Origin of the sequence: Thalassospira indica (assembly GCF_003403095.1) — a bacterium.
GTDB lineage: Bacteria > Pseudomonadota > Alphaproteobacteria > Rhodospirillales > Thalassospiraceae > Thalassospira > Thalassospira indica.
This window is the reverse complement of the sequence record NZ_CP031555.1, coordinates 1,652,025-1,677,565: the sequence shown is the minus strand read 5'-3', so window position 1 is coordinate 1,677,565 and position 25,541 is coordinate 1,652,025. Positions and strand designations below refer to the sequence as shown.

Genomic DNA, 25,541 nt, shown 5'->3' with positions numbered 1-25,541 from the left:
TGAAATGGACTGCTGCAGCGCACACGCATGGACAAAATGTCCACATCTTTTTTCGCGCATAACGTGCAAATGGACAAAATGTCCACTCGCAACCGCAGCAATTTTAACGAGAGAATCCAAACATTGAAGGCCACCACATCATCAGCAAGATACGCTTCAGGCAAGACGCCCCCCGCTCGCGATAACCTTTTGACTATCCCTTAACATTACTACGATAAGGGCTTGGTACTTTGACGATTGACCGACAAACGCAGGATCCACATGCGCGACATTGTTACCGACAGATTGATTATCAGGCGTTTTTCAGAGGCAGATGCCGCCGAGCTTTTTGAGTATATCTCCAACCCGCGCGCAAATTGCTTTATGGCTGATAAAGTCTCAACTTTGGAACAAGCGAAGGTAATGGCCCAAAAACGTGCGAACGATGCGTCTTGTGTCGCCGTGTGCCTGAAAGAAACAGGCGCTTTAATTGGTGAGCTCATGCTCCATCAAGATGACGAGCACCAAGCCGACACCTATTCCGTTGGATGGAACTTCAATGGAAAGTTTGAAGGCAAGGGATACGCCAGTGAGAGCGCACGTGCCTTATTCGAGCATCTGTTTACGCAACGGGACGCACGAAGGCTCTATGCCTATGTCGAGGACGATAACTTCAAATCGCAGAAGCTTTGCGAAAAACTTGGTATGCGCAAAGAAGCTTGCTTCATGGAGTTTATTTCGTTTGTTAACAATCCTGACGGCACGCCCAAATACGAAAATACTTTTCAATACGCCATCCTGAAAAAGGAATGGTTGCGCCGACACACCTAAAAAACAAAATTCCAACGCGTTACCACGTTCCGTGACTTAGACCCGACCCACTCCTAAAACATGGTTCATTTAATCTGCTTCAGGCAGCCAGATGGTAAAGGTCGTGCCCTTGCCCGGTTCGCTTTCAACATCAAGTGACCCGCCCTGCCGATCAATCAGGGTCCGGGTGATGGACAGACCAAGCCCCGTGCCTTCGCGCCGCTTGGTGGTATAAAACGGATCAAAAATGCGATTAAGCACCTTGGCATCCATACCGGTTCCCGTATCGCGCACGGTGATCTTTATGCCGGGCTTGCCAGCCTGATCAACATCGGCATCAATCAATGTCAGCGTACCGCTTTCAGGCATGGCATGCAGGGCATTGACCATCAGATTGACAAGCACTTGCTGCAACTCGGTCCGGTTCATCAGAACCAGCCGGGTTGATTGATGTTCACGCACGACCTCAATATCGGCCCGACTGAGCAAATGGGTAACCAGCGGCATGCAATCGTCAATCACCTCGGCAACGCTGTGGCGCTCGACAAATCCGGCATATTCCTCTGGCTTGGCGAATTGCAGGAGCTTGGTCACGATCAGATTGATGCGATTGACCTGTTCATCAATCAGGCGGAATTCGGTATCACCCAATTTGGCATGCTCACCCAACAGATCGCGCAAGACATCAAGGTTACCCTGAAGTACCGCCACGGGGTTGTTGATCTCATGGGCGACACCGGCAGTGATTTCACCAATCGCGGCAAGCTTTTCGGACATGATCAATTGCTTGGTGGTGGCTTCGAGCTGACGGTTGGCTTCTTGCAACTCGCTGGTGCGGGCATCAACACGCGCGTTTAGCTGATCATTCCAGGCGCGCAGACGTTTATCGCGTTCCTGCACCTGATCAAGCAGATCATCAAGATGTTCCGCCACCAATGATATTTCGTCCTGAACCTGGTCAATACTGGTTCGGGCGGAGAAATCACCGCTCTCGACGCGACGGATGGTATTGGTCATGCGTTCCAGCGGCTTGAAAATACCGCGCGCCCAACGCAGGAAAATCGGCACCGAAAGGGCCGCCACAAACAGGAAAGCCCCAATCAGGATCAGAAGGCTTTCATATTTTGTCTGGGCAAAGGGTGCTTCGAGGAACCCGACATAAAGCATGCCAACCCGTTTGCCATAGCTGTCCTTGATCGGCTCATAAGCCGATATATACCAGTCATTGACCACAAAGGCGCGATCAAGCCAGACTTGGCCGTCTTCAAGGACAGTTTTGCGCACCGCACTTGATACCCGCGTGCCCAAGGCGCGACGATCGGCAAACAGCCGGACATTGGTGCTGACACGCACATCATCAAGGAAAAGGGTCGCCGTCCCCTGACTGCCTTCGGGCAGGCTGCTTTGGCGATAGACAAGATCGTTGATCGTATCGATGAATGCCAAATTCTGGTTGAGCAGAATACCCCCGACCAAGGCAGCATTTTGCCCGTTTGGCAATTCAACATGACTTGCCGAATGCACAACCATGCCCCGCGTTTCAGCATTGCGTGTCGAGGGCACGGCATTGGGCGTATCAATCAGATCCAGATGTGCGCGTTCGGCCAGATCGGGCGAAATCGCTGCCAAGTCGGTGTTGCTGAAAATATCGATGCTGGTCATCGATTGCCCGCGAAAGGCACTGGCAATCACTGGCCAGTCGGCATTAGGTTGGCCAGAACCTGTGCCACCCGGCGCGGGTGACAGATAAAGGAAATCAAGGCCAAGCTTGCTTTGACGTTCTGCAAGCAGGCGGTCAACCTCTGCAACATCACCTTTGGCAAGCACTTCGCGAAAGGCGACCGATTGGCCAAGTGCCTGGATTTGTTCGCCGGTATTTTCAAGGATATGCGTGAAGTATTGATGGGCAATCGTCAGATCGCCACTGACCTTTGATGTTAACAGTGCATCGAACTTGGTATTCCACCGCACCATCATCACGCCAAGCAACAATGGCAGGATCACAAGCGTCGGCAAAAGCGCAATCGCCAGCAATTTGAAACGAACGGATCGTGTTCTTTTGGCTGGGGGCTTGGTGGCACCCGACAATGACGCGTCGGTCATTCCTGTTCCCAGCTTGCGCATTTGCGATCAATGGTCTTGCGCGATACCCCCAACCGTCTGGCGGCTTCGTTGCGATTGCCATTGGTCTTGTGCAACATCGCCAGAATGTGACGACGTTCCATCTCATCAAGCGTTTCATCACGGTCAACTGGCGATCCCTGATCGGCAAGTTCATCGCGGAATTCCGCCGGGAACTTGCCAAGAATAAGTGTCCGTTCAATCAGGTTACGCAATTCGCGCACATTGCCCGGCCAGTCATAGCGTGTCAGTCCGGCGCGCACAGCTGCATCCATTGGCACGGCGCGCACGCCAAGCTGCTTGGACAGTTTGGTCATAAACAGTTCAGCCAGTTCAAGGACATCATCCCCACGGGCCGAAAGTGGGGGCATTTCGATATGCATGACATTGATGCGATAAAACAGATCCGCGCGGAACCGACCGGCGTCGACTTCGGCCTCAAGATCGGCATTGGTGGCAAAGATAAAGCGCAAATCAACAGGTGCTTCGCGTTCTGAGCCCACCGGGCGAACACGGCGGCTTTCAATCGCGCGCAAAAGCTTGCTTTGGGTCGCCAGCGACAACTCACCGACTTCGTCCAGAAACAGGGTTCCGCCCTGCGCATGCATGAAAAGCCCATCGCGGGCAGATTGTGCGCCGGTAAAGGCCCCTTTTACGTGACCAAATAATTCCGCCTCGATCATTTCAGACGGAATGGCGGCACAGTTGATCGGAACAAACGGCTTTTCGGCGCGATCAGAAAGCGCATGCAACGAACGTGCGGTGACTTCCTTGCCCGTGCCACTTTCCCCTGAAATCAGAATGGATGTCGGAAGAGGTGCCACGCGGGCAATGGTTTCACGGATTTCCTGAATTTGCGGCGAATAGCCTATCAGCTTGTCGCGCAGCAACACATGATCAGACGTTGCGCGTAGTTCATGGCGCAGCACATGGTTTTCACGGCGCAACCGCATCCGATCCAGACAGCGCGCCACCGCGTTCAAAATCTGGTTGGAGCGAAATGGTTTCAGGACGAAGTCGACCGCACCGGCACGCAGCGCCTTGATCGCGGTATCAAGATCGGCATAGGCCGTCATCAGGATGGCGTCAGAGAAAAAGCCGATTTCGCGCTGTTCGGTCAGCCATTCCACCCCGCTTTTACCGGGCATGATGTTATCAAGGATGACGACATCAAAATGGTGCTGATCAAGAAGGGCTGTGGCTTCTTCGCAGTCGGCGGCCTCTTCGACGCGTTTGGCACGTGGCCCCAGTGTACGGACAAGGAAATTGCGCATGCCCGGCTCGTCATCGACGATCAGGATGGATGCCTTTTCAAGCCACGGACCAAATTCAGGCCCCGGCCCGCCATGGCTTGCGTCATTGCCGGCAGGCGGCGCTGCCCCATCTGACGCGCCCAGAACGGTCGATCTCATGATGTCCCTCCGATGAAACATGCTTTTTGTTTTTTTAAAAGCTTAGTTCAGCGGAAAGAGAAAAGCAAAACCGTTGGTGAGGGTTAGCTCATTCTGACGCAGAAGTTACCTTCACCAACGGATGTGCAAAATATGGGATCAGGCTTGCTTGCGATGAATGGCAAACGGCGACCAGCTTTGGCTGACCGGCATGACTTCCAGCGAGTTGACATTCACATGCGCTGGCAAGTTCGCCACCCAGAAGATGCTTTCGGCAATGTCTTCGGGCTGGATCGGATCGGCACCACTGTAAAGCTTGTCGTAGGCTTCCTTGTTGCCACCGGTACGCACCAGCGTGAATTCGCTTTCACAAAGCCCCGGTTCGATGGATGTCACACGAACGCCAGTGCCAGCAAGGTCACAGCGAATACCCAGCGAGAATTGCTGAACGAACGCCTTGGTTGCGCCATAGACGTTCCCGCCCGGATAAGGCCAGTTCGACGCGATGGAAGCCAGGTTAACAATCGCCCCTTTTCGTTCGATCAGCTTATCAAGCAGGATATGGGTGATGGCGACCAGCCCCTTGGTGTTGGTATCAATCATTGTCATCCAGTCTGACAGATTGCATTCCTGTGCCGGACCGGTGCCAAGCGCCAAACCGGCATTATTGACCAGAAGATCGATCTCGGCGAAGTCCGCCGGAAGGCTGTCAATTGCGTTCCGTGTCGCATCGACATCCTGAATATCAAAGCAAAGTGCATGGGCAACCGATGCGCCACCGAGTTCATCGACAAGGGCGTCAAGCCGTTCGGCACGCCTGCCGGTTACGATGACTTTCCAGCCTTCCTTGACAAAACGCCGGGCCGTTGCCGCGCCAAAGCCAGAAGTTGCGCCGGTAATGAGTGCTGTTTTGGTCATGGGGATCTCCGGTGGTGTGAGTAGATGGTAAATGTCTTACAGACCAAGTGCGATGGTCTGAGCGAAACCGATAATGGCAATAAGAACGAGGCTGATGGCACAAACGCGGCGCCAAGTGGTTGCCGACATCCGGCGATAGATCATCTCGCCGGGGAAATAGGCGATCATGGCAATCACCAGCAACGGCAAGACAAGTGCGATAAAATTATCAGGCAACATGCCCGCGGCCGCCCGGGTAATAAATCCCAGCACATCGACCGCACCGAAATAGATAGCAAGCGTATTACGCACGCGGACATCCTGCGTGCCACCGGCCAAAAGCCAGGCGGCAACCAACGGTCCGCCAACGGCAAAGCCCGACATAAGGATACCGACCGAACAGGCCAGCAATGCCCCGATGACAAAATGTCCCATCCATTTTGGCGGATGGTGCAACATGGCAACCAATGCCGCCACCGCAATCGCAAGATTGGTGGCAATCCGGATGGTCTGATCATCCAGCGCGAAGGCGACATAAGGGCCAAGCACCGCCCCGAAAAGGCCAAAACTCAGCAGGATCGAACAGGCCCGCCAGTCGACCTTGGCCCGATCAAAATCGCGCAGGATCAAGCCGGTCAGGACAATATCAATGATCAGGATGATCGGCGTTGCCGTTGCCGGGGCCAGCAAGCTTGACAGACCAAGGGCCGCCAGCAGTGCAAAGCCAAATCCAGTGACGCCACGAAACAGGGCGGCAACCGCGACGACCATGCCAGACAAGATCAGTTCCATGGAATTCCTCGTTGTTACAGACCTGAATTACGCCACTGATGGCGTCGGCAATAGAGCCACATCGTCCCTTTTGATGGAGCCACATAGCGATCTGGACCTAAATATTATCGAGTTCTGGCACTAACGCCATGCGAGGGGACGGGTTTAGCTAGCAGCATAAGATTTCCGCCCCACACTCTTGCCGACAGGAGCCAGCATGAACGTGTCCGTCAAGCCGAACATGACCAACCATTGGATGCCTTTCACCAACAACCGTCTGTTTCATGAAGAACCGCAGATGTTTGCCAAGGCAGAAGGTGTGAAATACTGGACCCCGGAAGGCCGTGAAATTCTGGATGGTTCATCAGGTCTGTTTTGCTGTGCGGCCGGTCATGGACGCCCGGAAATCGCCGATGCGGTTTACAAGCAACTCAGCACGCTGGACTATTCACCGCATTTCCAGCGCGCCGCCCCTGTGTCGTTTGAATTTGCCGAAAAGCTGGCCGGTATTCTGCCAGACGGGCTTGATCGTGTGTTCTTTGCCGGATCGGGTTCCGAGGCGGTTGATACCGCAATGAAGATGTGTCTGGCCTATCACCGTGCGACCGGCAATGCCCAGCGCACCCGTTTTGTATCGCGGGCATGGGGCTATCACGGGGTGAACCTTGGCGGTACGTCGCTTGCGGGGATGGTCAATAACCGTCGTGATTTTTCCGGGATTACCTGTGATGTCGTGCATATGCGCCACACATGGACCGAAGAACAAAAATTCACCCGCGGTCAGCCGGAAACCGATGCCGATCTGGCCAACGATCTTGAAGAAATCTGCAAGACCTATGGCGGCGATACCATTGCAGCGGTCTTTGTCGAACCGATTGCCGGATCGATTGGCACCATCGTACCCCCCAAAGGGTATCTCGAAAAGCTTCGCGCGATTTGCGACAAATACGGCATCCTGCTGGTATTTGACGAAGTGATTACCGGTTTTGGCCGAACAGGTTCTGCTTTCGCCTCCCAGGCATTCGCAGTCAAGCCGGACCTGATCACCATGGCCAAGGCACTGACCAACGGCGCTATTCCCATGAGTGCGGTTGCCACCAGTGCCGAAATTCAGTCGGCTGTCTTCGAGGCTGCTGGCGATGCGGACCGCCCGGAATTCTTCCATGGCTATACCTATTCTGCCCATCCGGTGGCCTGTGCCGCCGGGATCGCAGCACTTGATATCTATGCCAAGGACAAACTGTTCGAACGTGCCAACGAATTGTCTTCGCACTTCCTTGATGGCGTGTTTGGCCTTCGCAACCTGCCCCATGTCAGCGATCTTCGCGGCTATGGCATGATGTCGGGTATCCAGCTGACACCGGGTGATGCGCCGGGTGCAAAGGGCAGTTGGGCACAGCGCGCACTGTTTGACGAAGGCCTGCATGTCAAGGCAACGGGCGATGCGATCATTTTCGCGCCCGCATTCGTCAGCACAGAACAAGACATCGACGATATGGTTGCCATCCTTCAGAAGGTACTTGGCGCACCAATGTAATCTGCTTTGAGGAGGACAGATTCCGATCTCGGGGGAGTGGGATCGCCATACAGTTTATTGTGCGGCGGTCCCTTTCCTGTTTTCGGCTATCACCGCCATGATGGCATTACGCAATTGAGTAATGCCGGGCGCGATCTGATCACGTTCAATCACCGCAAACCCCAGCCTGAGGCGATCACGCGGTGCGCGATCAGGATCGCAATAATGCACATCGCCCGGTTCGACCAGAACGCCGCGTTTGGCGGCTTCGCGGTGGACGGCCCATGCATCGATATTGTCGGGCAGCTTAACCCAAACTGCCGACCCGCCCGTGGTCGGGGTGACATTCAATTCGGGTAATTGCCGGGAAATTTCGTTTTGCATCAATTGCCACTTTTCCGACAGGCGATCACGCGTCCGGCGCAGGTGTGAGTCCAGATGACCTTCGCCAATGAACAACGCCATGGCCCGCTGATCCTGCGCGGATGGGTGGCGGTAATTCAGGCGACGCAGCGCACGTAATTCCTTGATCAGTTCACTGTCAGCAAGGATGTAACCAATCCGAAGGCCGGGGAACATCAGTTTGGTCAGACTGCCGATATAGATGATGTGACCGGAATTATCGTAACTTTTTAGCGCCGCGCGCTGATGACCGAGATAGTTGAGCTCGTGCTCGTAATCATCCTCAACCAGTATGAAGTCATCCTTGCGCGCCCGTTCAACCAGCTGCAAACGGCGATCCAGCGACATGGTGACACTTGTCGGGCACTGATGCGACGGCGTGGTATAGACCATATCGCAATTCGACAGCACCGGTGAGTTGGCAAGACCTTCGCTATCAATCGGAAGCGGACAAATATCGGCCCCGGTGGAGGCAAAGATATTGCGCGCATCCACATAGCCGGGATCTTCGACGCCAACTGTCCTGCCCCGCCCTGCCAGAAGCTGCCCGACCAGAAACAGCGCGTTCTGCGCGCCAATGGTAATCAGCAACTGTTCCGGATGGGCGCGCAAACCACGATGGGGCAGAATGCGGGTGATGATCTGCTCAAGAAGTTGCGGGTCATCCATATCAACCTGATCACCGACCCAGCTTTGCGAATGGGCAAGCGACCCGGCCAGCCGCATGGAATCGCGCCAGCGCGAAATGGTGGTTTTGTCGGGTGAAACTTGCCCGTAAATGAACGGATAGGGAAAATCGCGCCAGTTGGCCGGTTTGACGATATTGCGCGCCTCGGTCGGGCGGAACTGCAAATGGCGTCGCCACAAATCGGGATCGCGTTCCTTGGTAAACAGCGAGGCGGTCCGCGTATCCACACTCAGGCGCAGTTGTTGGCGGATATATTGCTCATTGACGAAATGCCCCCGCCGCCAGACGGCGGTCAGATATCCATCATCGAGCAGGCGCTGATAAACCAGCACCACCGTATTGCGCGATACCTTAAGGGCGGACGCCAGATCGCGGGTCGATGGCAAGGGCTCATGCGACGGCAACCGACCTTCAAGAATCGCATCGACAAGGCCCTGATGCAGCTGTTGCTGAAGGGTCTGACCGGCAATTGCCGGATCCTCAAGTCGAATGTCGAGCATCGGTTATGCCCCTTTTTTTCGGCACTGCAGCACGTTAACCGGCGTGGCACCATAGTTTTTGCCTTGTGGCTCTATTACTAGAGTAACCGGCAGATATACCATTTTGTCAATGCGATAAAGCAGGAACAAGAACCGCGATCATAATGCGGTCGGTTCAGGGAAGTTATGTCCACCAGGGAGGCGCATGGTGCGCCGCACATAAGGGAAAAATCCCGGCTATCAGGAGACATACGGATGACCAAGTTCACTTCCGGCCCGAAACTTAACCGGCGCACACTTCTTAAAGGTTCGCTTGCCGCCGGTTCGGCACTTGCAATGCCTGCAATTATCAGCAGAAAAGCACTCGCATCCTCTGGCGAAATCAACATTCTGATGTGGTCCGATTATCTGCCAGAGACGTTCCTCAAATCGTTTACCGATGCAACGGGCATCAAGGTGAATTACACCGGCATCGGCTCGAACGAGGAAATCATCAACAAGATGAAGGCTTCCAAAGGTCGCGGCTTTGACATCGTATCGCCGACCAACAACCGTGCCCTTCAGTGGAAGGCACTGGAACTGCTTCAGCCGTTTGACATGTCCAAAGTCGCCATCGAGGCGGTGAACCCGGCAATGGCCAAGATCGGCAGCACCGATTGGGCGTTTGAGGCTGGCTCCACCTATTGGTTGCCGCATATCTGGGGCACCGAAGGCATGGCGTGGCGTACCGATATGTTCCAGCCAGAAGGCATGTTCCCGTCCTATGGCGATGTCTGGTCCGAAGCCAATGCCGGCAAAACCATGGGCCGTGCGCATTCCATGATGCTGGGTGCCGGTCTTTACATGGAAACCACGGGTGAACTGGCCCCGGGTTCGGTCTGGAAAGCATACACCTCCGAAGAAGAAATGCGCCCGGTTTGGGAAAAGATCACCGAATGGTGCATCGCGCGTAAAGGCAACATCAAACTGATCTGGAACGATGCCGATACCCAGAAGAACGGTCTTCTGAACGAGGGCGTCATTGTTGGTCAGACCTGGGATGGCCCGCCGCTTGCGCTTAAAACGGCTGGCGAACCGGTCATGTATCGTGCGCCGAAAGAAGGTGCGCTGGCATGGGTCGATGGCCTTGCCCTGCCGACCGGTGCCGAAAACATCGAACAGGCTTATGAGTTTATCAAATATGCCTACATGCCGGAACTGGCAGGTGAGGCAATTGACCATCACGGTTACAACTCCCCGGTTCTGGGTGCCGACAAGTTCGCAGGCGAAGCCTATGCCAAGAACTTTGCCGATGCCTATCCGGGCGAAGCATTGGCCAACCTCAACCCGTGGCCGTCCGAACCGCAGTGGTATGCCGACATGCGTACCGAATATGTGAACCGCTTCGAAAGCGCCTGATTCCGATCTTTAGGGCGGCACGACTTTGCGCGTGTCGCCCTTTTTGGGTTTCTAGGGACATGATCCTAGGGCCGATGCATTTCAAACAACAATAATTCCGGTATCGCCTGTGTTTGCGGGCGAACGGGCTTTGACGTTTTCAGGGGGTTGTCAGTTCTATGACCAAAGAAATTTCGCTTGAGCATGTCTGGGTAGAGTTCGGCGAATTCACCGCTGTCCATAAAGCAAATCTGAACATCGCGGGTGGCGAGTTCTTTTCATTTCTCGGTCCATCGGGCTGTGGCAAGACAACGCTTTTGCGCTGTATTTCCGGTTTTCAGGAACCGACACGCGGCAAGGTCAAAATCGGTGGTCAGGACATGCGTGGTGTTGGCCCGAACAAACGTCCCACCGCCCTTATTTTCCAAAACCTTGCCCTTTTCCCTTTGCGTTCGGTCGCTGATAACATCGCCTTCCCGCTTGAAGTGCGCGGTGTCGACAAGAAAACCCGGCGCAAACGTGCCGATGAGTTGCTTGAACTGATTGCCCTGCCCGGTCAGGGCGACAAGAAAGTCAGCGAACTTTCCGGTGGTCAGAAACAGCGTGTGGCAATTGCCCGCGCCCTTGCGGTTGAACCTGACATTCTTCTTCTTGATGAACCGTTATCGGCCCTTGATCTTAAACTGCGTCAACACATGCGCACCGAATTGCGCGCCATTCAAAAGCAGGTCGGTCTGACCTTTATCTACATAACCCACGATCAGGGTGAGGCCCTGACCATGTCAGACCGCATTGCGGTGATGAACAAGGGCAAGATCGAGCAAATCGGCGATGGCAAGGCGATCTATGATCACCCGACGACAAGCTTTGTCGCGTCATTTGTCGGTGAAAACAATGTGCTTGATGGCACGGTTTTGTCCAATGACGGCAAGACAATGAAAATCGATGCCGGTCTTGGCACCCCCTTTACGGTCGAAAACCATCCGGCGGGCGGCCCGGCGTTGGCGCCCGGGGATGCGTGTCATCTGTTCGTGCGCCCGGAAGCGCTTCGGCTTTCGAAAGACGATAGTGCGATTAATCAGTTCGAAACCAACTTCGTCACCGAAGAGTTCGAAGGCAATATGCGCCATATCGTGATGAATGCGAGTGGCACGGACCTGAAGCTTTCGCTGATCAATGATGGCACAAACGCGATTGATGCCAATGCCCCGGTCAAACTCGATTTCGCACCGGAAATGGGCATTGCGCTCAAACCGGGCGAATTGGCCAGCGCGTAAGGGGGCCGTATCATGCGTGATCTTTTTTACGACCTCGTCAGACGCAACGGGATGGCGGTCTCGATCTATCTGATGCTTGCGGTCACTCTTTGGGTGTTTATTCTGATCATCCTGCCGCAACTGACCATGCTGGATTACTCGTTCCGATTTAACCTGCCACCGGCCAAGATTGGCGGCCCCGAAGACGTTTATACCCTTGAGCAATATCGATATTTCTTCCAGGGGAGCGGGGCATCGGACGGGATAAACACCCTTGACATCGGCATCCTGTTCAAAACGCTGCTTGCGGCTGTGTTTGTCACAGTGTTCGATTTGATCATCTGTTACCCGGTGGCCTTTGTGCTGGCGAAATCATCGACCGGGGCCAAGGCGCGCTTGCTGGTACTGGCCCTGATTGTGCCTTACTGGATCAACGAAATTCTGCGTGCCTTTGCGTTTCGTATTCTGTTTGGCGCCACTGGTGTGATCAATGAAACTGGCATGGGGCTTGGTCTTTGGGATACGCCAATTGACTTTATCCGTCAGGATGTCGCGCTCTATGCCGGGTTGGCTTATGCCTACATCCTTTTGATGATCTTCCCGCTTTATAACGCGATTGAAAGCCTTGATCGCAATCAGATCGAAGCCGCGCGTGACATGGGCGCCAACTGGTGGCAGGTCCATGCCAAGGTTGTCATTCCCTATGCCAAGCCGGGCATTGCATCGGGCATGACCATGGTTTTCATGCTTACATCCGGCGCGCTTGCCGCACCCCAAATCTTAGGGGGCCCATCAAACCTGTGGTTCACGCAGTTGGTCTATCAATGGTTTAACTCCGGCGGCAACTGGCCGCGCGGGTCGGCCTATGCGATGGTTCTGCTGATCGTCTGTATCGCGCTTGTCCTGCTGGTGATGCGCCTGTTCAAGGTATCGATCGGGGAGATCAAACAATGAAGATGAAATCCCCGACTGCATTGATCCCCGGTCTGTACCTGACCCTGTTCTTTGCCTATTTGTTTGGACCGCTGATCATTATGGTGATCACTGCGTTCAACTCATCGACCTTCCCGCGTGTTTCACCGTGGGAGTGCTTTACCACCGACTGGTTTGGCAAACTTGCCAGCGATGACAAGCTTCTTTCCGGGCTTGGTAATTCGCTTTTGATCGGGGTGGGCGTTGTTTGTGTTGCCATTCCAATTGGTCTGGCAGCCGCAATCACGCTGTCACAGGTTGGTCCCAAATTACGCGCAGCCCTTTATACGATCTTCATTGCCCCCATTCTGGTGCCCGGCGTTGTCATCGGTCTTTCGACCCTGATTTTCTGGGATAGGATCGGCACACTTTTCAATGCACCGTATGAGAGCTTCTTTTATGACGGAACGTTCCTGACCATCTTTGGTCAGGTGACCTTTATTGCCGCTTATTCGATGCTGGTGTTCCTGTCACGTATCCAGCGGTTTGACATCACGCTTACCGAGGCAGCCCTTGATATGGGGGCGACGCCAACGCAGGCGTTTGTCAAAGTGCTTTTGCCGTTCATGGCACCGGCGATCGGTTCGGCCACGGTTCTGGCGTTTCTGGCATCGCTTGAAAACTACAACACAACCGTGTTCACGATTGTCTCAAGCAGCACCTTCACCACGGTCCTGTCATCGAAGGTGCGGTATGGTCTTGATCCGTCGATTTCGGCCGTGGCGGTGATCATTATTGCCATCACGCTCATCGGGGCGATCATTTATGAATGCCGCAATCGCTATTACACCAAGGGCTGGGCCCATGTGATTGCCGAACGTCCGGCTTTGAAGATCGCGACCCATCCGGGAACGGTTGCCGTGATTTTGGGTGTTCTGACACTTGCCGCGGTTCTGTTTATCCAGAACCATGATTCCAGTGTCTGCACGGCGCAAGTCCTTGAAGAAAAGCGCGCCCTGCAACAACAGTTGATGGAACAGCAATCGATCAACACACCACAACAGGCTTTGCCAGCGCCGACCATGCCCAACCTTGGTCCGCTTGGCGGTGATGAAGGCGGGGCATCGGCACCAAGCCCGTTTGGCAACAACATCTTCTCGCCCGAGAACCTTGGAACCAGTGCGCCGGAAGGCAATTAGAAATTACCTTTCGGCAAGCTGATCAACAAAAAGGGCAGCACGCGATGTGCTGCCCTTTTTTGTTCCGTCATACCCTGATGCCTGATCAGGATGGGATGGCGGCGGTTGCCTCGATCTCGACCAGTGCTTCGTCTTCGATGAGTTCCTTGACCACAACCATGGTCATCGCCGGGAAATGCTTGCCAAGGACACGCTGATAGGCCTGACCGACTTCGCGCTGATGGGCGAGATATTCCTTTTTATCCGTGACATACCAAGTCAGGCGGGCAATGTGTTCGGGTTTGCCGCCAGCGGCTTCAAGAACGGCGACAATGTTTTTAAGCGCCTGTTCCATCTGGCCGACAAAATCCTTGGCAACAAAGACCTGATCTTCGTTCCAGCCAATCTGGCCACCGATGTAAAGTCGGGCACCATCGGCCAAGACGCCGTTTGCATATCCCTTGGGCTGTTTCCATCCGTCAGGCTGAATGATTTTATGCATTGTTTTCTACCACTTGATTGATTTCTTTTTCGATTTTGGCACGCAAATCATCTGGCCATGCCACTGACTTTCCGGCCCCGTGTTTCGTAAAAACCAGGGTGACCGTTGTTTTCAGGCGTTGCTCGGCACCTGATCGTGCGGTGATTTCCAGATCTAAGCTGGAACGTCCGATCCGGGTCGGGATCAGACAGAATTCCAAAACATCGCCGAGCTTGCTTGGCGCAGTAAACGCGACACTGAGTGCCGCTGTCGGAACGGCAACCTTCATCGGGCCATGCATGGTCGGAAACCCGAACCCGATGACCTGATCAAACCATTCCTCGACCGTGGCATTCACCATCTCGAAATAGCGGGGATAGAAAACAATCCCCGCCGGATCGCAATGTTGGAACATAACTTTCTGGGTATAGGTGAATGCCGCCATATCAGACCCCCAGATACCGGTCAGCCAAATCGTCGGTCAGTTCGTTCACCGCACCGGTCCAGGCCGTGATGCCCTTTTCGACGATCACATAGCGGTCCGCCACACCTGAAAGTTCCTTAAGCGATTTATCGACCACAAGGATCGTCAGCCCCAATTGTTTAAGCTGATTGATCGCCGCCCAGATTTCCTGACGCACGACGGGTGCCAGCCCCTCGGTTGCTTCATCGAGGATCAGCAAACGCGGATTGGTCATCAGCGCCCGACCAATTGCCAGCATCTGTTGTTCACCGCCCGAAAGGGTCATGGCCTTTTGATCACGGCGTTCGGCCAGACGCGGAAACAGTCCCGCCACCCGGTCAAAATCCCATTCGCCCGGACGAGCGGCAGCAATCAGGTTTTCCGTCACACTTAGCTGGGCAAAACACCGGCGTCCTTCGGGCACCAGACCAAGACCAAGGCGGGCCGCCTTGTGCGATGGCATCTTCGCCAGATCCTGCCCGGCAAAGTGGATCGAACCATCACGATGTTCCATCATACGACAGATGGTTTTGATCGTTGTCGTCTTGCCCATGCCGTTGCGGCCCATAAGGGCGACGGCCTCGCCTTCGTTCAGGGACAAGTCAATGCCAAACAGGGCCTGTGACGCGCCATAAAACGCGGTAACGCCACCAAGTTCGAGAAGTGCAGTCATATCAGGCTTCCTCCCCGAGATAGGCACGTTTGACATCATCATTGCCGCGGATTTCGTCCACCGTGCCGGTGGCAATAATCCGGCCATAAACCAGAACCGAAATCCGGTCTGCCAGCGCAAAGACCGCATCCATGTCATGTTCGACCAGAAGGATCGGTGCCTGTCCGCGCAAACCATCAAGGAACCCGGTCAGACGTTTGGAACCCTCCGGCCCCATACCGGCCATCGGTTCATCCAACAGAAACGCCTTGGGTTCCAGGGCAAGGGCGACCGCCATTTCAAGCTGGCGACGTTCCCCGTGCGAGATATCGGCTGCACGCATCTGCGCCCGGCCCGCCAGGCCAACCCGTTCAAGCTGTGCCATGGCCGGTTCGACCAGCGACTTGTCACCCAGCACCGGCTTAAAGAAACGAAACACGTTGCCGCTGACCGACTGGCGCGCCAGCATGACGTTTTGCAGGACCGAAAATTCCGGCATCAGGGATGACACCTGAAACGTTCGGGCAAGCCCCACGCGGGATCGTGCCACCGCATCAAGCGCGTTGATGTTCTGACCGTTGAAATGGATATCGCCGCGGTCAGATTTAATCTCGCCCGCGATCTGTTTGATCAGGGTGGATTTACCTGCCCCGTTTGGACCGATCAGGGCGTGAATTTCGCCCGGTCGCAGATCAAGCGTGACACTGTCACTGGCCAGAAGCGACCCGAACTGCTTGGTGACATCAGAAAGCGAAAGAATGGCATCAGACATGTTTACGCTCCCCCGCCAGAACACCGACAAGTCCACCGCGCGCAAACAGCACGACCAGCAACAACAGAACGCCCAACGGCAATTGCCAGAATTCCCAAACACCGCCGAGCAAATGTTCCAGAATGATGTAAAGGGCCGCACCGGCAAGCGGGCCAAACAAACGCCCGACCCCACCCAGGATGACAAACACCATGATTTCACCTGACATATGCCAGGACAGCATTGTCGGGCTGACAAAACGGTTGAGATCGGCATAAAGCGCGCCGGCAAGGGCGGTGATCATCGCCGAAATCACAAAGGCAACCAGACGAATGCGAAACGGCGCAATGCCAACCGCTGTCATGCGTTGCGGGTTCTGACGCGCACCCTGAAGGGCAAGACCGAAGCGTGACCGGATCAGAACGGCCGAGAACACCATCGCAATCGCCAGCATCACGGCACAAAGGGCAAAGAAGCTGATCGGATCAAGGGTGTTGATCCCCGGGAAGCCATTACGCACATAGATCGACAACCCGTCTTCCCCGCCATAAGCCGGCCAGGAGATCGCGAAGTAATAGATCATCTGCGCAAAGGCCAGCGTGATCATGATGAAATAGACCCCGCTGGTGCGCAGCGTGATCGCCCCGATCACCAGCGCAACAAGTGCCGAGACCACAAGGGCAACGATCCAGATAACAATCATCTGGGTTGTACCTTCGATCACGAACGGGCTTTCCATGATCGGTTCATAGTTCAGCGCATGGCTGGCAAGGATACCGGCAGCATAACCGCCAATACCAAAGAACGCCGCATGTCCGAACGACACAAGCCCGCCATAGCCCAGCACAAGGTTAAGCCCGACACCGGCCATGGCAAAGATCGCGACCTTGGTGGCCAGGGTGATGATGAATGGTTCATCCATGCCAAGCGCGACCAACGGTACGGCGATGAGCGCAATCGCAAGAATGGAATTAATCAGAAACTCGCGGTTCATGGTCATCAGGAAGTCGCCCCGAACAGACCGCTTGGCCGCAGGAACAGAACCAGCGCCATCACGATATAAATCAACATGGATGCCAGTGCCGAGCCAATCGCCGTGGCACTTGACGGATCAAGGAAGGTCGCAAAAGCATGCGGCAACAGGAACCGCCCCATCGTGTCGGTAAACCCAACCAGCAAGGAGCCGACCAACGCGCCTTTAATGGAGCCGATACCGCCAATGACGATCACGACAAAGGCCAAAATCAGAACCGGTTCGCCCATGCCAACCTGAACCGACTGGGTCGTGCCGACAAAGGCACCGGCCAGCCCGGCCAACGCAGCCCCAAGGGCAAAAACGATGGTGTAAAGACGATCAATATCGACACCAAGGGCCGCGATCATGCCACGGTCCGCCTCGCCCGCACGGATACGGATGCCAAGACGGGTTTTGCCGATCAACAGGAACAAACCGACCGCAACAGCAAGCCCGGCGACAATAATAGCCAAACGGAAAAGCGGATATTGCGATCCGCCCGGCAAGATAACAGTGCCGGTCAGGAAATCAGGCACGCTTAAAAACAGCGGGAAGGATCCGAAAATCCAGCGGGTGCCCTCGGAAAAAATCAAAATAAGCGCAAAAGTCGCCAGAACCTGATCAAGGTGATCCCGGTTATAAAGACGGCGGATAATCAACATTTCGACCAGTGCACCGGCAATTGCAGCCGCCATCAGACTGGCGACAAGCCCCAGCCAGAAAGATCCGGTCCATGCAGCCACAGCCGCACAGGCAAACGCACCGATCATATAAAGGGAGCCATGGGCAAGGTTAATCAGCCCCATCACACCGAAAACCAGCGTCAGCCCCGATGCCATCAAAAACAGCATCACACCGGACTGAAGGCCGTTTAACAGCTGCTCCAGAAAAAGAGAGAACATTATTGGAAACTCCGTCACAAGGTGGTCAGGGGCCAATTACAAAATCGAAACCGGCCCCCGGCCTCTTGTCAGCTCTTTATTACATCGAGCATTCCGACGCATAGGCGTCAGAGTGATCCGTCAGCGCCGTACCAATGATCTTGTTGGTCAGCACATCGCCTTCTTTGACGACTTCACGGACATACAGATCCTGGATCGGATGCTGGTTCGGACCGAAAGTGAACTTGCCGCGCACGGAATTGAAATCAGCCGCACGCAGGGCTTCACGGAAGGCATCCTTGTCCGAAATGCTTGCCTTATCCATCGCCGACAGCAGCAGATTGGCAGTATCGAAGCCAAACGATGCATAGAGCGACGGCAGACGACCATATTCAGCCTGGAAGGTCTCAACGAAAGCTGCGTTGGTCGGATTGTCGATATCTTTCGACCAGTTCGAGGTGTTTTTCACACCAAGTGCTGCGTCACCAACGGCACCGAGGATGCCCTGATCCATCGAGAAGGCCGGACCAATCAGCGGCTTGTCGACGCCAGACTGGGCATACTGCTTCATGAACGCGATGCCCATGCCGCCCGGCAGGAAGAAGAATACGTGATCGGCATCCGACGCACGAATTTGTGCAATTTCAGCTGCGTAGTCGGTTTGACCAAGCTTGGTGTAAACTTCGTTGGTGATATCGCCAAAGAAGAAGCGCTTGAAGCCGGTCAGTGAATCTTTACCAGCCGGATAGTTCGGCGCAAGGATGAACGCCTTTTCATAACCGGCACTCGAAGCATAGCCACCGGCGGCTTCATGCAGGTTGTCGTTCTGATAGGATACGCTGAAATAGTTCTTGTTGCAGCCCTTGCCTGCCAGCTGCGATGGTGCCGCGTTAACCGACATGTAGATCTTGTCCTGAGCCACCGCAGACGGCACAACCGCCATCGCAAGGTTCGACCAGATGATACCGGTCAGAACATCAACCTTGTCCTGCTGGATCATTTTATCGGCCAGCTGAACCGCGATATCCGGTTTGCGCTGATCGTCTTCGATAACGACTTCAAGATCGGGATTGTTTGCCTGTTTGACAGCAAGCATAAAGCCGTCACGTGCATCAATACCGAGCCCTGCACCACCGCCAGAAAGTGTGGTGATCATACCCACCTTGACCGGCTCTGCCTGCGCAGCTCCGGCTGCAAGCAAAGCAGCAGCTGCTGCGATGGTTGTCTTAATACCCTTCATTTAAGCCTCCGTGTTTATACAATTTTTCATTTAGCAACACGTTGATCCCGCGACATTTATGTCTTTATGCGTCACGGTTTTAGTGAACCTGATGCCTGCCCCTGATTTTGCAGTATTTGCATCCGGTCCGTCCATCCTCAAAGCGCGGTTCGTACCCGCCAGAGTTCCGGAAACAGTTCTACTTCCAACATTTTCTTCAGGTAACTGACGCCTCCCGTGCCGCCAGTGCCACGCTTGAACCCGATCACGCGTTCGACCGTCGTGACATGGTTAAAGCGCCATCGCCGGAAATAGTCTTCGAAATCGACCAGCTTTTCCGCCAATTCATAAAGCGACCAGTATTTGCCCGGATCGCTGTAAACCTTTTGCCAGGCGGCAATCACCGCATCATCCGCCAGATAGGGTGCCGACACATCACGGTTCAGAACGTCTGCTGGCACTTCAATCCCGTCTTCTGCATTCAGCAAGCAAAGGGCTTCGTCATACAGGCTTGGTGTTGCCAGCTCCGCCTTGAGCATTTCGGTGATGTCTTCGCGGTGCGCATGCGGGCGCAACATCGCGTGGTTGCGATTGCCCAGCATGAATTCGATCAGACGATACTGATAGGACTGGAACCCCGATGACGGGCCAAGCGCATCGCGAAACGTCGTATAGTCGCTTGGCGTCATGGTACGAAGGACATCCCATGCGTTGTTAAGCTGCTCGAAAATGCGCGACACACGCGCCAGCATCTTGAACGCCGGGCGCAGATCACCACCATGGATCGCCTTGCGGGCCGCACTGATTTCGCGAATGGCAAGCTTCATCCAAAGTTCTGACGTCTGGTGCTGAATGATGAAAAGCATTTCATCATGGGCATCCGATTGTGGATGCTGCGCTGTCAGGATTGCATCAAGCGACAGATAATCCCCATAGGACATCTGATCGGAGAAATCCGTGCGCGCACCTTCCGCGCTTGGATCATATGGCGAGGTCTGCTTTGCCATCTCAGGTCACCGCGTTGCGTTTGTGGAATTCCGGCTTGTCCCAAGCGCGGATTTCCATGATTTCAGCCAAAATTTTCACCGCACCATCAACATCACCCTTGTCGATATAAAGCGGGGTAAAGCCAAAACGGATGACATCCGGTGCGCGGAAGTCACCAATCACACCGCGCGCGATCAAGGCCTGCATAACCGCATAGCCCTGATCAAACTTGAACGACACCTGCGATCCACGTTCTTGGGGATTGCGCGGGCTTGCCAGTTCCAGCATCGGGCAATTTGCCTCGACCCCGGCGATGAATTGTTCACACAACTCGATACTGCGTTTGCGGATATCGGCCATGTCAACGCCGTCCCATGCCTTCATCGCTTCTTCCAACACGGTCATCTGAATGACCGGCGGTGTGCCGACACGCATGCGCGATACATCCGGTGCCGGGGTATAATCGGGATCAAAGGCAAAGGGGGCCGCGTGCCCCAACCAGCCCGAAAGTGCCGGGCGGGCGACCTTGGCATGATCCGGGCGGACATAGATAAAGGCCGGTGCACCGGGGCCACCATTCAGATACTTGTACGTACAGCCCACTGCGAAATCGGCATTGCATCCCGCCAGATCAACCGGCACAGCCCCGCCCGAATGCGCCAAATCCCATATCACCAGCGCACCAGCGGCATGCGCCAGATCGGTTAGGCGTTTCATGTCGTGCATGCGGCCCGTGCGGTAATCCACCTGGGTCAGCATCAGCACCGCCATATCTTCGTTGATCAGGCTTTCGACATCTTCCGGGTTCGGGGTCTTAAGCACATGACCACGACCAAGCGACTTGATCAGACCATCCGCCATATAAAGATCGGTCGGGAAGTTGCCATTGTCAGAAACGATCACCTTGCGATCCGGGCGCATTTCAAGCGCGCTTGCCAAGGCCTGATAGACCTTGATTGACAGGGTATCGCCCATCACCACAGTACCGGGTGCCGCCCCGATCAAACGTGCGACAAGATTGCCGACACGTTCGGGTTGCTCCATCCATTTGGCATCGTTCCAGCCACGGATCAGCATTTCCCCCCATTCCTGTTCGATCATCTCCTTGGCGCGGTTGCCCGCCGTTTTCGGCAGCACGCCAAGCGAGTTCCCATCAAGGTAAATCACACCTTTCGGGATATGGAACAGGGATTTGGTGGCGGCAAAGTCGGTCATGCAGACGGTTCCTGTTTAAGTCTGAAGCGCTGGATTTTTCCAGTCGCGGTTTTTGGCAACGCCTCGATAAAGACGACGGAGCGCGGATATTTAAACGGCGCGATGGTCGCTTTTACATGATCCTGAAGCGCTTTGGCCATCTCGGGCGTTGGATCAAACCCTTCGGCCAGGACAATATGGGCCTGAACAATCGTTCCGCGTTCTTCATCGGGTGCGCCAACAACCGCACATTCCGCCACCGATGCATGTGCTAACAACGCCGCCTCGACCTCTGGCCCGGCGATGTTATAGCCCGACGACACAATCATATCGTCGTTGCGTGCCGCGAAATGATAGTAGCCGTCTTCATCAACAAAGAACGCATCCCCCGTCAGGTTCCAGCCATCGCGGACATAGACGCTTTGACGCACGTCATCCAGATAACGACATCCCGTGGGACCGCGCACCGCAAGGCGCCCGACGGTTCCGACAGGCACTTCGTTCATTTTGTCATCGACAATCTTGGCCTCGTATCCGGTTACCGGACGACCTGTACAGGCCGGGTGGCTGTCACCAAATCGGTTGGAAATAAAGATATGAAGCATCTCGGTCGCACCGATGCCATCAAGCATCGGCTTACCGGTTTTTTCCATCCACGCTTCATAGACCGGGGCTGGCAGGGTTTCACCGGCCGACACGGCGGCGCGCAGCGATGACAGATCCGCACCATCTTCCATGGCTGATAACATCACGCGATACGCAGTCGGTGCGGTAAAGCAGACCGTTGCCTTATAGGTTTCGATGATTTCGATCATGTTGGGTGGCGATGCCTTTTCAAGCAAGGTCGCCGTCGCCCCGAACCGCAGCGGAAAGATCGCAAGACCGCCAAGCCCGAATGTAAAGGCCAGCGGCGGGGAGCCGACAAACACGTCATCAGGGGTGACATTCAGCACTTCCTTGGCATAGCCATCGGCAATGATCAAAAGATCCCGGTGGAAATGCATGGTCGCCTTCGGACTGCCCGTGGTGCCCGATGTAAAGCCCAACAACGCAACATCATCGCGCCCGGTCTTGACCGCCTCAAACTTGACCGATTTGGTCAGGGCAATGCGATCAAGCTCTGCATCATGATTGGCCGTACCGTCAAAGCCGATCACCTTTTTAAGGAACTTGCTGTCCTTGGCGCACCCCACCAGTTCATCCATCAGGCGCGTGTCACACAGAGCAAATTCGATCTCGGCCTTGTCAACGATCTGGCCGAGTTCGCCAGCACGCAGCATCGGCATGGTATTGACCACAACCGCCCCGGCCTTGGTCGCCGCCAGCCAGCAAGCCACCATTGCCGGGTTATTGGCCGAACGGATCAGGATGCGATTGCCCGGTTTGACCCCGTAATCCTCAGCCAATGCATGGGCGATCCGGTTGGTCCAGTCTGCCAGCTCCTTATAGGTACGCTGGCGACCATTGCCGATCAGGGCTGTGTTATCGCCAAATCCCTGTTCGACCATCTTGTCGGTCAGTTCGACCCCGGCATTCAGATATTCGGGATAATCAAACCCATCCAGATTGATATCCGGCCATTCTGCAAACGGGGGTAATTTATCCCGTGTGAAGCTATCGGTATGTGCGGTTGGTCCGAGCATTTTGAAGTCCCTGATACAGCCATTATTACGCCAGCGTTTGCCGTGCGATGATTATTTTCTGGACGTCGGATGCGCCTTCATAAATGCGAAGGGCGCGAATTTCCCGGTAAAGCGATTCAACGATGTGCCCGCTACGCACACCATCGCCGCCATGAATTTGCACCGCCTTATCGATGACGGTTTGTGCATGATCGGTTGAATAAAGTTTGGCCATCGCCGCTTCGCGACTAACCCGCGCAGCACCACTGTCCTTAAGCCAAGCAGCGCGATAAACCAGAAGGGCCGAGGCATCGATATCAAGCGCCATGTCCGCGACATGCCCCTGAACCATCTGCAAATCAAAAAGCGGCGCACCAAACAGTTCGCGTTCCTGAACGCGGGTGATGGTTTCATCAAGTGCGCGACGCGCAAAGCCAAGGGCGGCTGCGGCAACGGTCGATCGGAAAACGTCAAGAACCGACATCGCGATCTTGAACCCATCCCCACCCTTGCCCATCAGGGCGGATGCCGGTATACGGCAATCGGTAAATTTCAAACGTGCCAACGGATGCGGCGCGATGGTGTGAAGGCGTTCCGCGATTTCAAATCCCGGTATGCCTGCCGGAACGATGAAAGCCGAAAGCCCCTTGGCACCGGGAGCTTCGCCGGTGCGAGCAAAGACACAATAGAAATCGGCAATGCCGCCGTTCGAAATCCAGGTTTTTTCACCGTTCAGGACGAAATCATCCCCATCACGTTTTGCCTCAAGCGCGATATTGGCAACGTCTGAGCCCGATTGAGGTTCGGTTAGTGCAAAGGCGGCAATCGCCTTGCCGGAACGAACTTTTGGCAACCAGTTATCTTTCTGGTCGTTTGTTCCGAACAAGGAGATTGCGCCACTCCCCAACCCTTGCATCGCAAATGAAAAATCAGCAAGCCCATCATAACGCGCCAGTGTTTCGCGGATCAGGCAAAGCGATCTGACATCAAGCTTTGATCCCGCGTCAGCCGGATCAACCGCCGCATGGCGCAACCACTCGCCACTGGCAAGACGCGCAACAAGATCGCGACAGGCCGCATCAACATCCTCGTGATTGATGCCCTTGATGTTGCTTGCGGCCCAATCATCAAGCTTTGCCGCCAGTTCACGATGACGATCTTCAAAGAATGGCCAATCAAGATAGGTTTTATCTGCCATCAGTCGCCCTCGAACACCGGTTTTTCCTTGGCAACGAATGCCTTGTAGGCGCGATTGAAATCCTCGGTCTGCATGCAGATCGCCTGCGCCTGTGCTTCGGCCTCAATCGCCTGCTCGATGGACATATTCCATTCCTGGGCCAGCATGGTTTTGGTCATCATGTGACCAAAGTTCGGGCCCTGGGAAATGCGGGTTGCAAGTGCAATGGCTTCGGCTTCAAGCGCGTCAGCTTCGACCAGACGGTTATAAAAGCCCCAACGCTCGCCTTCCTCTGCCGACATGGATCGGCCGGTATAAAGAAGCTCTGCCGCGCGGCCCTGTCCGATGATGCGTGGCAGGATGGCACATGCCCCCATGTCACATCCGGCAAGCCCGACCCGGGTAAACAGGAACGCGGTTTTCGATGCCGCCGTCGCCAGACGCAGATCAGATGCCATGGCAATGATTGCCCCGGCCCCGACACAAACGCCATCAACCGCGGCAATTACCGGCTTGCCACAGCCAATGATCGCCTTGACCAGATCACCGGTCATGCGGGTGAATTCCAGAAGGCCCTTCATGTCCTTGTCGATCAGCGGGCCGATGATGTCATGCACATCCCCGCCAGAGCAGAAATTGCCCCCGTTCGAGCCAAACACGACCGCCTTCACGTCATCGGCATAAACCAGATCGCGGAATGTATCGCGAAGCTCGGGATAGCTTTCAAAGGTCAACGGGTTCTTGCGATCCGGGCGATCAAGCGAAATGGCCGCAACGTCGCCTTCCATGCGCCAGTTGAAATGTTTGGGCGTGATGTTTGCCATCTTAGTCATGGTGGGGCGCCTCGTTATGATGGGAAATGTTGCGCAGGATGCGGATCAGGGCATCGGCATCGCCAGACGACAAATCGGAAAACAGATCCGAAACCCAACCTTCATGCACCAGCGCACGTTCAGCAAAATCCTTTTCACCCGCCGGGGTCAGGCGGACAATCGATGCCCGGCGATCATTTTCGACCGGCATGCGAACAACCAATCCCTCTGCCACCAGACGATCAACGATGCCTGTGACATTGCCGTTTGATACCATCAGCGACTTGGAAAGCTCGCTCATGCGCATGCCATCGCGTTCGCGATAAAGGGCGGCCAGTACGTCAAAGCGTGGCAAGGTCGATCCGAACTCAAGGCGCATCTTTTCACGCAACTCGCCCTCAATCTTGCGCGACACCTTCAGGATTTGCAGCCAAGCGCGTAACCGTGCCTTCGACAGATCAGACGTCTCATTTCTTGCCCGTTCGGAAAGTGCTTCGGATTTGTTCATGT

General features: G+C 55.0%; 24 protein-coding genes. 6 read left to right on the top strand and 18 right to left on the bottom strand.

The window, feature by feature from the left end:
• The first annotated feature begins 261 nt into the window (after positions 1-261).
• Positions 262-810 carry a GNAT family N-acetyltransferase gene (locus tag DY252_RS07850; RefSeq protein WP_064789934.1) on the top strand — a complete coding sequence of 183 codons (549 nt, stop codon included), beginning with the start codon at positions 262-264 and terminating at the stop codon, positions 808-810.
• Between the two features lie 69 nt (positions 811-879).
• On the opposite strand, the gene DY252_RS07845 is transcribed toward DY252_RS07850, so the two are convergent.
• The 4 genes from DY252_RS07845 to DY252_RS07830 form a co-directional block, all read right to left on the bottom strand.
• Entirely contained in the window at positions 880-2,892 is a 2,013-nt protein-coding gene (locus DY252_RS07845) for a sensor histidine kinase (RefSeq protein ID WP_064789935.1), read from the bottom strand.
• Positions 2,889-4,322 carry a sigma-54-dependent transcriptional regulator gene (locus DY252_RS07840; RefSeq protein WP_064789936.1) on the bottom strand — a complete coding sequence of 478 codons (1,434 nt, stop codon included), beginning with the start codon at positions 4,320-4,322 and terminating at the stop codon, positions 2,889-2,891. Before DY252_RS07840 ends, DY252_RS07845 begins: the two co-directional genes overlap by 4 nt.
• Before the next feature lie 138 nt (positions 4,323-4,460).
• Positions 4,461-5,219, bottom strand: a complete 759-nt coding sequence (locus DY252_RS07835) for an SDR family oxidoreductase (protein WP_064789937.1) — start codon at positions 5,217-5,219, stop codon at positions 4,461-4,463.
• Between the two features lie 36 nt (positions 5,220-5,255).
• The gene (locus tag DY252_RS07830) at positions 5,256-5,990 is read right to left on the bottom strand and encodes a TSUP family transporter (RefSeq protein ID WP_064789938.1); all 735 of its coding nucleotides are present in this window, start codon (positions 5,988-5,990) and stop codon (positions 5,256-5,258) included.
• 196 nt (positions 5,991-6,186) lie between these two features.
• On the opposite strand from DY252_RS07830, the gene aptA reads away from it, so the two are divergent.
• Entirely contained in the window at positions 6,187-7,506 is a 1,320-nt protein-coding gene (aptA, locus tag DY252_RS07825) for an omega-aminotransferase AptA (protein ID WP_064789939.1), read from the top strand.
• 54 nt (positions 7,507-7,560) lie between these two features.
• Here the strand turns inward: aptA and pdxR are convergent, their stop codons facing one another.
• Entirely contained in the window at positions 7,561-9,075 is a 1,515-nt protein-coding gene (gene pdxR / locus DY252_RS07820; RefSeq protein WP_064789940.1) for a MocR-like pyridoxine biosynthesis transcription factor PdxR, read from the bottom strand.
• Between the two features lie 234 nt (positions 9,076-9,309).
• Between pdxR and DY252_RS07815 the strand changes: the two genes are divergently transcribed.
• The 4 genes from DY252_RS07815 to DY252_RS07800 all read left to right on the top strand — a co-directional run bounded on the left by DY252_RS07815 (position 9,310) and on the right by DY252_RS07800 (position 13,798).
• The gene (locus DY252_RS07815; protein ID WP_008891981.1) at positions 9,310-10,452 is read left to right on the top strand and encodes a substrate-binding domain-containing protein; all 1,143 of its coding nucleotides are present in this window, start codon (positions 9,310-9,312) and stop codon (positions 10,450-10,452) included.
• Positions 10,453-10,610: 158 nt separating this feature from the next.
• The gene (locus tag DY252_RS07810; RefSeq protein ID WP_064789941.1) at positions 10,611-11,708 is read left to right on the top strand and encodes an ABC transporter ATP-binding protein; all 1,098 of its coding nucleotides are present in this window, start codon (positions 10,611-10,613) and stop codon (positions 11,706-11,708) included.
• 12 nt (positions 11,709-11,720) lie between these two features.
• The gene (locus DY252_RS07805; RefSeq protein WP_064789942.1) at positions 11,721-12,641 is read left to right on the top strand and encodes an ABC transporter permease; all 921 of its coding nucleotides are present in this window, start codon (positions 11,721-11,723) and stop codon (positions 12,639-12,641) included.
• Positions 12,638-13,798 (top strand): ABC transporter permease, encoded by a 1,161-nt coding sequence (locus DY252_RS07800; protein WP_064789943.1) that lies wholly within the window; start codon positions 12,638-12,640, stop codon positions 13,796-13,798. The genes DY252_RS07805 and DY252_RS07800 overlap by 4 nt, the downstream gene beginning before the upstream one ends.
• Before the next feature lie 85 nt (positions 13,799-13,883).
• Here the strand turns inward: DY252_RS07800 and DY252_RS07795 are convergent, their stop codons facing one another.
• From DY252_RS07795 to DY252_RS07735, 13 genes are all read right to left on the bottom strand, one after another.
• The gene (locus DY252_RS07795; protein WP_008891977.1) at positions 13,884-14,279 is read right to left on the bottom strand and encodes a RidA family protein; all 396 of its coding nucleotides are present in this window, start codon (positions 14,277-14,279) and stop codon (positions 13,884-13,886) included.
• Positions 14,272-14,703: an acyl-CoA thioesterase gene (locus DY252_RS07790; protein ID WP_064789944.1), complete on the bottom strand. Its 432-nt coding sequence runs from the start codon at positions 14,701-14,703 to the stop codon at positions 14,272-14,274. The genes DY252_RS07795 and DY252_RS07790 overlap by 8 nt, the downstream gene beginning before the upstream one ends.
• 1 nt (position 14,704) lies before the next feature.
• Positions 14,705-15,394 (bottom strand): ABC transporter ATP-binding protein, encoded by a 690-nt coding sequence (locus DY252_RS07785; protein WP_064789945.1) that lies wholly within the window; start codon positions 15,392-15,394, stop codon positions 14,705-14,707.
• A gap of 1 nt (position 15,395) precedes the next feature.
• The gene (locus DY252_RS07780) at positions 15,396-16,145 is read right to left on the bottom strand and encodes an ABC transporter ATP-binding protein (RefSeq protein WP_064789946.1); all 750 of its coding nucleotides are present in this window, start codon (positions 16,143-16,145) and stop codon (positions 15,396-15,398) included.
• Positions 16,138-17,124 carry a branched-chain amino acid ABC transporter permease gene (locus tag DY252_RS07775; RefSeq protein WP_064789947.1) on the bottom strand — a complete coding sequence of 329 codons (987 nt, stop codon included), beginning with the start codon at positions 17,122-17,124 and terminating at the stop codon, positions 16,138-16,140. The genes DY252_RS07780 and DY252_RS07775 overlap by 8 nt, the downstream gene beginning before the upstream one ends.
• Positions 17,124-18,041: a branched-chain amino acid ABC transporter permease gene (locus DY252_RS07770; protein ID WP_008891972.1), complete on the bottom strand. Its 918-nt coding sequence runs from the start codon at positions 18,039-18,041 to the stop codon at positions 17,124-17,126. The genes DY252_RS07775 and DY252_RS07770 overlap by 1 nt, the downstream gene beginning before the upstream one ends.
• Positions 18,042-18,120: 79 nt before the next feature.
• Positions 18,121-19,260 (bottom strand): ABC transporter substrate-binding protein, encoded by a 1,140-nt coding sequence (locus DY252_RS07765; RefSeq protein WP_008891971.1) that lies wholly within the window; start codon positions 19,258-19,260, stop codon positions 18,121-18,123.
• 137 nt (positions 19,261-19,397) lie between these two features.
• Complete coding sequence (gene kynA, locus DY252_RS07760; RefSeq protein WP_064789948.1) at positions 19,398-20,246, bottom strand: tryptophan 2,3-dioxygenase; 849 nt, start codon at positions 20,244-20,246, stop codon at positions 19,398-19,400.
• Position 20,247: 1 nt separating this feature from the next.
• On the bottom strand, positions 20,248-21,441 hold the full coding sequence (gene kynU / locus DY252_RS07755) for a kynureninase (RefSeq protein ID WP_064789949.1): 1,194 nt from the start codon (positions 21,439-21,441) through the stop codon (positions 20,248-20,250).
• A complete protein-coding gene (locus DY252_RS07750; protein WP_064789950.1) occupies positions 21,438-23,063 on the bottom strand; it encodes an AMP-binding protein in 1,626 nt (541 codons plus the stop codon). Before DY252_RS07750 ends, kynU begins: the two co-directional genes overlap by 4 nt.
• Positions 23,064-23,088: 25 nt before the next feature.
• Entirely contained in the window at positions 23,089-24,240 is a 1,152-nt protein-coding gene (locus tag DY252_RS07745) for an acyl-CoA dehydrogenase family protein (RefSeq protein WP_064789951.1), read from the bottom strand.
• Entirely contained in the window at positions 24,240-25,052 is an 813-nt protein-coding gene (locus DY252_RS07740) for an enoyl-CoA hydratase family protein (protein ID WP_064789952.1), read from the bottom strand. Before DY252_RS07740 ends, DY252_RS07745 begins: the two co-directional genes overlap by 1 nt.
• On the bottom strand, positions 25,045-25,539 hold the full coding sequence (locus tag DY252_RS07735) for a MarR family winged helix-turn-helix transcriptional regulator (protein WP_231959789.1): 495 nt from the start codon (positions 25,537-25,539) through the stop codon (positions 25,045-25,047). Before DY252_RS07735 ends, DY252_RS07740 begins: the two co-directional genes overlap by 8 nt.
• Positions 25,540-25,541: the final 2 nt, after the last annotated feature.